This is a genomic window from Dorea sp. MB18-49 (assembly GCF_023669465.1).
Taxonomy (GTDB): domain Bacteria; phylum Bacillota; class Clostridia; order Lachnospirales; family Lachnospiraceae; genus Dorea_A; species Dorea_A longicatena.
In genome coordinates this window covers 1-7,962 of the sequence record NZ_JAMOYX010000076.1, presented here as the reverse complement: position 1 = coordinate 7,962, position 7,962 = coordinate 1, and the positions used below count along the sequence as shown (strand labels likewise).

Sequence of the window (7,962 nt, the reverse complement as noted above, 5' to 3'; positions counted from 1 at the left end):
GGATCATATATTATCAAACTTCTGATAAATATTTTTGAAAATATTGATTTTTGCATGGATGTTTAGTAGAATAAATTCAGTAATATTAGGAGGAATCAATATGTCAGAAATTACGGTGATAGCATTGGACGCCATGGGCGGGGATAATGCACCGGGTGAAATGGTAAAAGGAGCAGTAGATGCTCTTGGACGTGAACAGGATATAAAGGTATATCTGCTTGGCAAAGAAGATATAGTGAATGCTGAATTGCAGAAGTATACTTATGATAAGAACAGACTGGAAGTTGTGAATACAACAGAAGTAATAGAGACTGCCGAACCTCCGGTGAATGCGATCAGAAGAAAGAAAGACTCTTCCATCGTAGTCGGAATGAAGATGGTAAAGGAAGGAAAGGCTGATGCATTTGTATCTGCCGGAAGTTCCGGAGCAATTCTGGTAGGTGGACAGGTAATCGTTGGAAGGATCAAAGGTGTAGAGCGGCCACCACTTGCGTCACTGATCCCGACAGAGAAGGGTGTAGCACTTCTGATCGACTGTGGAGCGAATGTAGATGCCAGAGCCTCACATCTGGTTCAGTTTGCTAAGATGGGTTCTATCTATATGGAACATGTAGTTGGTATTAAGAATCCGAAAGTTGGGATTGTAAATATCGGAGCAGAAGAAGAAAAAGGTAATGCACTGGTAAAGGAGACGTTCCCTCTTTTAAAAGAAGAAAAAGAACTGAATTTTATCGGAAGTGTAGAAGCAAGAGAGATTCCGCATGGACAGGCTGATGTCATTGTGACAGAAGCATTTTCGGGCAATGTAATCCTTAAGCTATATGAAGGTGTCGGAGCGGTACTGATCAGTAAGGTAAAAGAAGGACTGATGTCCACACTCAGAAGCAAGATCGGAGCATTGCTTATCAAACCGGCGTTAAAAACAACTTTAAAGTCATTTGATGCAAGTGAGTATGGCGGTGCACCATTGCTTGGATTAAACGGTCTGGTCGTAAAGACACATGGAAGCTCGAAAGCAAAAGAAGTCAGCAATACACTGATCCAATGTGTGACATTTAAAAAGCAGAAAATTAATGAAAAGATCAAAGAAAGTATTCAATCGGAGCAAAAATCCGCTGAATAATATATTACTAATTATGATGAGAAAAGGAGATTTGATATGGAACTTGAAAAATTAAAAGAAATCATCGCTGATGTATTAAATGTAGAAGTGAATGATATTACAGAGGACACAACATTTGTAGATGATCTGGGAGCAGACTCCCTTGATATCTTCCAGATTATTATGGGAATAGAAGAAACATTTGACATTGAGATTGATAATGATGACGCTGAGCAGATCTCTACAGTTGGAGATGCTGTTGAGCAGATCAAGAATGCAACAAATAATAACTAGGCAGATATAAAAAGAACGAAAGAGCCCTGCCAGGGGCTTTTTTCGTTCTTTAGGATGGAGTTTACAATGAGCAAAGACCTTAAAGAATTAGAAGGAAAGATTGGTTACAAATTTGATGACTTTACCCTGTTTACAAAGGCGATGATTCACAGCTCTTATGCCAACGAAAAGCATCTGCCAAAGTATGAGTGTAATGAACGTCTGGAATTTCTGGGAGATGCGGTCCTTGAACTGGTGTCCAGCGAATTCCTGTTTCACAATAATCCGAAGCTTCCGGAAGGGGAACTTACGAAGACGAGGGCAAGTATGGTATGTGAACCGGCGTTGGCATTCTGTGCAAGAGATCTGGATCTTGGCGAATACCTTTTGCTTGGTAAAGGAGAAGATGCTACCGGAGGACGAAAGAGAGAATCTGTAACATCGGATGCAATGGAGGCTCTGATCGGAGCAATTTATCTTGATGGTGGTTTTGCTAATGCAAAAGAGTTTATACATCGATTTATTTTGAAAGATTTGGAGAACAAGAAACTCTTTTTTGATAGCAAGACTATCCTGCAGGAAATCGTGCAGGCGAATTTTAAAGAAGTAATCTCGTATCATCTGATTGGTGAAGAGGGACCGGATCATAATAAGATTTTCCGTGTTGCGGTACATATCGGAGAAGAAGAATACGGAGTCGGAGAAGGCCGGACGAAGAAAGCAGCAGAGCAGGAGGCTGCATATATCAGCATTTTGAAACTGCATGAAAAGAATATAAAGTAGGTGTGGAATGTATTTAAAAAGCATAGAAGTGCAGGGATTTAAATCATTTGCCAATAAAATTAAATTCGAATTCCATAATGGAATCACCGGCATTGTCGGTCCGAACGGAAGTGGAAAAAGTAACGTAGCAGATGCGGTCAGATGGGTGCTTGGGGAACAGCGTGTGAAGCAGTTAAGAGGCGGCAACATGCAGGATGTTATTTTTTCCGGTACTGAGAACAGAAAGCCGCTTAGTTATGCATCGGTGGCGATCACTCTGGACAATTCAGACCATAAGCTTCCGGTTGATTACGAAGAAGTTACGGTAGCAAGAAAGCTATACCGTTCCGGAGAAAGCGAATATCTGATCAATGGAAGAGCATGCAGATTAAAAGATGTAAATGAACTTTTCTATGATACAGGTATCGGAAAAGAAGGGTATTCGATTATCGGACAGGGACAGATTGATAAGATCTTAAGTGGTAAGCCGGATGAAAGGCGAGAGCTTTTTGATGAAGCAGCAGGAATTGTCAAATTCAAACGAAGAAAAAGTATGTCGGTCAAAAAGTTAGAAGATGAACGCCAGAATCTGGTCCGTGTCAATGATATTCTGTCTGAGCTGGAAAAGCAGGTTGGGCCGTTAGAACGTCAGTCTGAAAAGGCGAGGGAGTATCTGAAACGGAAGGAAGAATTAAAAACATACGATATCAACATGTTCCTGCTGGAAATGGAACGTATCCGAGATCAGATTCGGGGGCTGGAAGAGAAGCTTCGTATTACAAAAGGGGAGCTTGAAGAAGCAACCAGACAATATGCGGATACGAAGACGGAATATGAGGCGATTGAAGAACAGGTGGAAGTGATTGACGCTTCTGTCGAAAAGGCTAACCGTCAATTAAATGAGACGACGATTCTGAAGCAGCAGTTAGAGAACCAGATCGCACTGTTAAAGGAACAGATTCACAGTGCACGGATGAACGATGAACATTTCGAACAGCGGGCCAGCGTGATTGATTCCGAGATGGATGTCCGTGAAGGACAGATGAAAGAACTTCAGACGGAGAAAGTTTCCATTGTAAAACAGATGGAAGAAAAACAGTCGGAAGAAGATCAGATTAAGAATGAACTGACGGAATTACAGGCGAAGATAGCGCAGATTACCGGATCCGTTGATGAAAAGAAGAATCATATCATGGAGATACTGAATAACAGAGCATCTACGAAAGCTCAGATCCAGAAATTTGATACGATGATGGAACAGATCCAGGTTAGAAAGTCGCAGATCAACCGAGAGATCCTTGCTAATGACAGTGAGATTGCAGAAGAAAATGAAAATCTGAACAAGTATCAGATGGAATTAAAAGTTATCTCAGACAAGATCATAGCCCTGAACAATGAAAATAAAGAATATGAAAGTAACATTAAGACGTTACAGGCGCAGATATCCAGAGAGTCTCAGAAATTACAGATTGGTCAGTCTGCTTTCCACCGGGAGCAGTCAAGACTGGAATCCCTTAAGAATATTACAGAACGTTATGACGGATACGGTAACAGTATTCGTAAAGTTATGGATAATAAGGACCGTGAGAAGGGACTTCTGGGTGTAGTAGCAGATATCGTAAAGGTTGAAAAAGACTATGAGATTGCTATTGAGACCGCACTTGGCGGTAATATCCAGAATATCGTAACCGAGGATGAAGATACGGCAAAACGTATGATCAATTTCCTGAAGAAGAATAAGTTCGGCCGTGCAACATTCCTGCCTTTAACATCAATCCGTGCGAATTCCGGGATCAATCGTCCGGAAGCACTTAAAGAACCGGGAGTTGTCGGAACAGCCAACAAACTGGTTCAGGTAGAGAATAAATATAAAACTCTCGCAGATTATCTGCTGGGAAGAACACTGGTAGTAGATCATATTGATCATGCAACAATGATCGCAAGAAAATACCACCAGTCAATCCGTATCGTTACACTGGAAGGGGAACTGATCAATCCGGGTGGTTCCATGACCGGTGGAGCATTTAAGAATTCCAGTAATCTTCTGAGCAGACGAAGAGAAATCGAAGAGTTTGAAAAGACCGTTCAGAAATTAAAACAGGAGATGACGGAGACGGAACAGCAGATCTGTGGCCTGAAAGATGAACGCGCAGGGTATTATGAAAAGACTGACGCAATCAGTGCAGAGCTTCAGAAAGCGTATGTCGTACAGAATACCGCAAAGATGAATGCAGATCAGTCATCTGCAAAGATCCAGAGCTTCAAACAACAATTCGATAATCTGCGAAATGAAGCTGCAAAACTGGATACACAGATCAACGAGATAATGGACAATCAGGAGTCTATTAATATAGAACTGGATACGTCAGAAAGTCTGGAAAATGATCTGAATATCAACATTGAGAAAGAACAAAAAGAGCTGGAAGAGATCCACGCAAAGGAAAGCTTTAAGACCAGAAAATCAGAACAGATTCATCTGGAATATGCAGGATTAGAGCAGAAGTATACATTTATTACGGAAAATATTATCCGTATCCGTGAAGAGATGGATAAATTCCGGGCAGAATTGGAAGAACTGACAAAGAATAAGGGTGGAAATTCTCAGGAAATTGCCGAAAAAGAGAAGAAGATCCAGGAATTGAAAACAACAATTGATAATTCCGGGGATCTGTTTGATGAAATCAAACTTCAGATTGAACGTTCAAAAAGAGAACGTGAGGAATTGAATAAACGGCACAAATCATTTTTCGAAAAACGTGAAGAGATCTCAAAACATATGACAGATCTTGATAAAGAGGTTTATCGTCTGGAAAGTCAGAGGGAAGGGTACGAAGAAGCTTCTGAAAAGCAGATTAATTATATGTGGGAGGAATATGAACTCACACTGAATCACGCAAAAGAACTTAGGAATCCGAACCTGACCGATCTTGCAGATATGAAGAGACGGATCCAGGAGTTAAAAGGTGAGATCCGTGCACTGGGTAATGTCAATGTTAATGCGATAGAAGAATATAAAAGTGTATCCGAGCGTTATGAATTCCTGAAAGGCCAGCATGATGATCTGGTAGAAGCAGCCGAAACACTGGAACAGATTATCGAGGAACTTGATAATGCCATGCGTAAGCAGTTCAAAGAGCAGTTCGCCAGAATTGCAGCCGAGTTCGATCAGGTATTCAAGGAAATGTTCGGAGGCGGAAAAGGAACGCTGGAACTTATGGAAGATGAGGATATTCTGGAGGCGGGTATCCGGATCATTGCCCAGCCGCCTGGAAAGAAGCTGCAGAATATGATGCAGTTGTCCGGTGGAGAAAAAGCATTGACAGCGATAGCACTTCTTTTTGCGATCCAGAATCTGAAGCCGTCACCGTTCTGTCTGCTGGATGAGATCGAAGCGGCACTGGATGATAATAACGTAGACCGTTTTGCACAATATTTGCACAAGTTAACAAAGTATACGCAGTTCATAGTAATCACACATCGACGTGGAACAATGACGGCGGCAGACAGACTGTATGGTATCACTATGCAGGAAAAAGGTGTATCTACACTGGTATCTGTCAGCCTGCTTGAAAATGAACTGGATAAATAGGAGGAAGATATGGGATTTTTTGAAAAACTGGTTGCCGGTCTTGGTAAGACCAGAGACAATATTGTATCAGGAATGGACAGCATCTTTCACGGATTCTCCCGTATCGATGATGACTTTTACGAGGAGCTGGAAGAGGTTCTGATCATGGGAGATCTTGGTGTACAGGCAACATATGATATTCTGGATGATCTGAAGGCAAAAGTAAAAGAAAAACACATCAAAGAACCAATGGAATGCCGGGAACTTCTGATCGAAAGTATCAAAGAACAGATGGACATCGGAGAAACAGCATATGAATTTGAAAACCGCACATCCGTAGTGATGGTAATCGGTGTCAATGGTGTAGGAAAGACTACAACGATCGGAAAGCTTGCAGGAAAGCTTCGTGCAGAGAATAAGAAAGTTGTAATTGCAGCGGCCGATACATTCCGTGCGGCGGCCGGAGAACAGTTAAAAGAATGGGCGAACCGTTCGCAGGCAGAGCTGATCGGCGGACAGGAGGGATCTGATCCGGCATCGGTTGTGTTTGATGCTGTTGCGGCAGCAAAGGCGCGGCATGCAGATGTGCTGATGATCGATACAGCCGGACGTCTGCACAATAAAAAGAATCTGATGGAAGAACTCAGAAAGATGAATAAGATCATTGACCGGGAATTCCCTGAGGCATACAGAGAGACATTGGTTGTTCTGGATGCAACAACAGGACAGAATGCCCTGCAGCAGGCGAAGGAATTCAACGATGTGGCAGAGATTACAGGGATCGTTTTGACAAAGATGGATGGAACCGCAAAAGGAGGAATCGCAGTTGCCATCCATGCAGAGCTGGGCGTTCCGGTAAAATATATCGGTGTGGGAGAGACTATTGACGATTTGCAGAAATTTAATGCAGATGATTTCGTGAATGCGTTATTCGAAAGACCGAAAGATGATGAGGCTTCAGAAGAGGTTTCAGAAAACGAATAAGAGGAAGAGAGGAAGTACGAGATGTTAACATTAGAAAAATTCAAACAGGCGAGTGCAATCGTAAAAGAAGTAACCCTGCCAACTAAGCTGGTATACAGTGAATACTTAAGCAAACAGACAGGTGCTGATGTCTATCTGAAACCAGAGAATATGCAGTATACAGGTGCTTATAAAGTACGTGGTGCATATTACAAGATCAGTACAATGAGCGAAGAAGACAGAAAGAAAGGTCTTGTAACTGCGTCTGCAGGTAACCATGCACAGGGCGTGGCATATGCAGCAAAGAAATTCGGCTGCAAGGCAACAGTAGTTATGCCGACAGTTACACCATTGATCAAAGTAAATCGTACAAAGAGCTATGGAGCAGAAGTCGTATTACACGGAGATGTCTATGATGATGCCTGTGCATATGCAATGAAACTGGCAGAAGAAGAAGGATACACATTCGTACATCCTTTCGATGATCTGGATGTTGCAACGGGACAGGGAAGTATTGCAATGGAAATCTTTGAAGAACTTCCGGACGTAGATTATATTCTCGCACCAATCGGTGGCGGCGGTCTGATCACAGGAGTTTCGACACTTACCAAGATGCTGAATCCGAATGTCAAAGTAATCGGTGTAGAACCGGCTGCCGCTGCAAGCATGACAGAGGCATTGAAAGAAAGACATCCGGTAACACTTGCAAGTGCCAATACGATCGCTGATGGTACAGCTGTAAAACGTGTCGGAGAAAAGATCTTCCCATATGCAGAAAAGAATATAGATGAAGTTATTACAGTTGCAGATGATGATCTGATCGGTGCATTCCTCGATGTAGTAGAGAATCACAAGATGATCGTAGAAAATTCAGGCCTTCTGACAGTAGCGGCTCTCAGACAGCTTGATCTGAAAGGAAAGAAAGTCGTATCCATCTTAAGTGGTGGTAATATGGATGTGATTACAATGTCCTCGATCGTACAGCACGGACTGATCCAGAGAGACAGAATCTTCTCTGTATCTGTACTTCTTCCGGACAAGCCGGGTGAACTGGTACGCGTTGCAGCTACAATCGCCAAAGCAAATGGTAATGTAATCAAACTGGAGCATAACCAGTTCGTAAGTACCAACCGAAACGCAGCAGTAGAACTTCGAATCACTCTGGAAGCATTCGGAACCGAACACAAACACCAGATTATGAAAGCCTTAGAAGACGAGGGCTTAAGTCCAAGAGAAGTTAACGCAAAACTTTATTAATAATATATAAAAAATGATTATGGAATCCCCATAATCA

General features: G+C 42.2%; 6 protein-coding genes. All 6 read left to right on the top strand.

All coding sequences use genetic code 11. The features are described from left to right. Window positions 1-100: 100 nt before the first annotated feature. The 6 genes from plsX (at window position 101) to ilvA (ending at window position 7,925) form a co-directional block, all read left to right on the top strand. A complete protein-coding gene (gene plsX, locus NCY30_RS14455) occupies window positions 101-1,123 on the top strand; it encodes a phosphate acyltransferase PlsX (RefSeq protein ID WP_022415976.1) in 1,023 nt (340 codons plus the stop codon). Window positions 1,124-1,159: 36 nt separating this feature from the next. Further along, window positions 1,160-1,396, top strand: a complete 237-nt coding sequence (gene acpP / locus NCY30_RS14450; RefSeq protein ID WP_006426671.1) for an acyl carrier protein — start codon at window positions 1,160-1,162, stop codon at window positions 1,394-1,396. A 66-nt stretch (window positions 1,397-1,462) separates the two neighbouring features. Beyond that, window positions 1,463-2,158 carry a ribonuclease III gene (gene rnc / locus NCY30_RS14445; protein ID WP_022415977.1) on the top strand — a complete coding sequence of 232 codons (696 nt, stop codon included), beginning with the start codon at window positions 1,463-1,465 and terminating at the stop codon, window positions 2,156-2,158. Window positions 2,159-2,165: 7 nt separating this feature from the next. Further along, on the top strand, window positions 2,166-5,726 hold the full coding sequence (gene smc / locus NCY30_RS14440; protein WP_055193920.1) for a chromosome segregation protein SMC: 3,561 nt from the start codon (window positions 2,166-2,168) through the stop codon (window positions 5,724-5,726). Window positions 5,727-5,735: 9 nt separating this feature from the next. After that, window positions 5,736-6,689 carry a signal recognition particle-docking protein FtsY gene (gene ftsY / locus NCY30_RS14435; RefSeq protein ID WP_006426668.1) on the top strand — a complete coding sequence of 318 codons (954 nt, stop codon included), beginning with the start codon at window positions 5,736-5,738 and terminating at the stop codon, window positions 6,687-6,689. 21 nt (window positions 6,690-6,710) lie between these two features. Next, entirely contained in the window at window positions 6,711-7,925 is a 1,215-nt protein-coding gene (ilvA, locus tag NCY30_RS14430) for a threonine ammonia-lyase (RefSeq protein WP_006426667.1), read from the top strand. Window positions 7,926-7,962 lie beyond the last annotated feature (37 nt).

Coding starts and splice junctions, on each gene's coding strand:
- ftsY (WP_006426668.1), top strand. CDS start 5,736: ATGGGATTTTTTGAAAAACTGGTTGCCGGTCTTGGTAAGACCAGAGAC.
- rnc (WP_022415977.1), top strand. CDS start 1,463: ATGAGCAAAGACCTTAAAGAATTAGAAGGAAAGATTGGTTACAAATTT.
- plsX (WP_022415976.1), top strand. CDS start 101: ATGTCAGAAATTACGGTGATAGCATTGGACGCCATGGGCGGGGATAAT.
- ilvA (WP_006426667.1), top strand. CDS start 6,711: ATGTTAACATTAGAAAAATTCAAACAGGCGAGTGCAATCGTAAAAGAA.
- acpP (WP_006426671.1), top strand. CDS start 1,160: ATGGAACTTGAAAAATTAAAAGAAATCATCGCTGATGTATTAAATGTA.
- smc (WP_055193920.1), top strand. CDS start 2,166: ATGTATTTAAAAAGCATAGAAGTGCAGGGATTTAAATCATTTGCCAAT.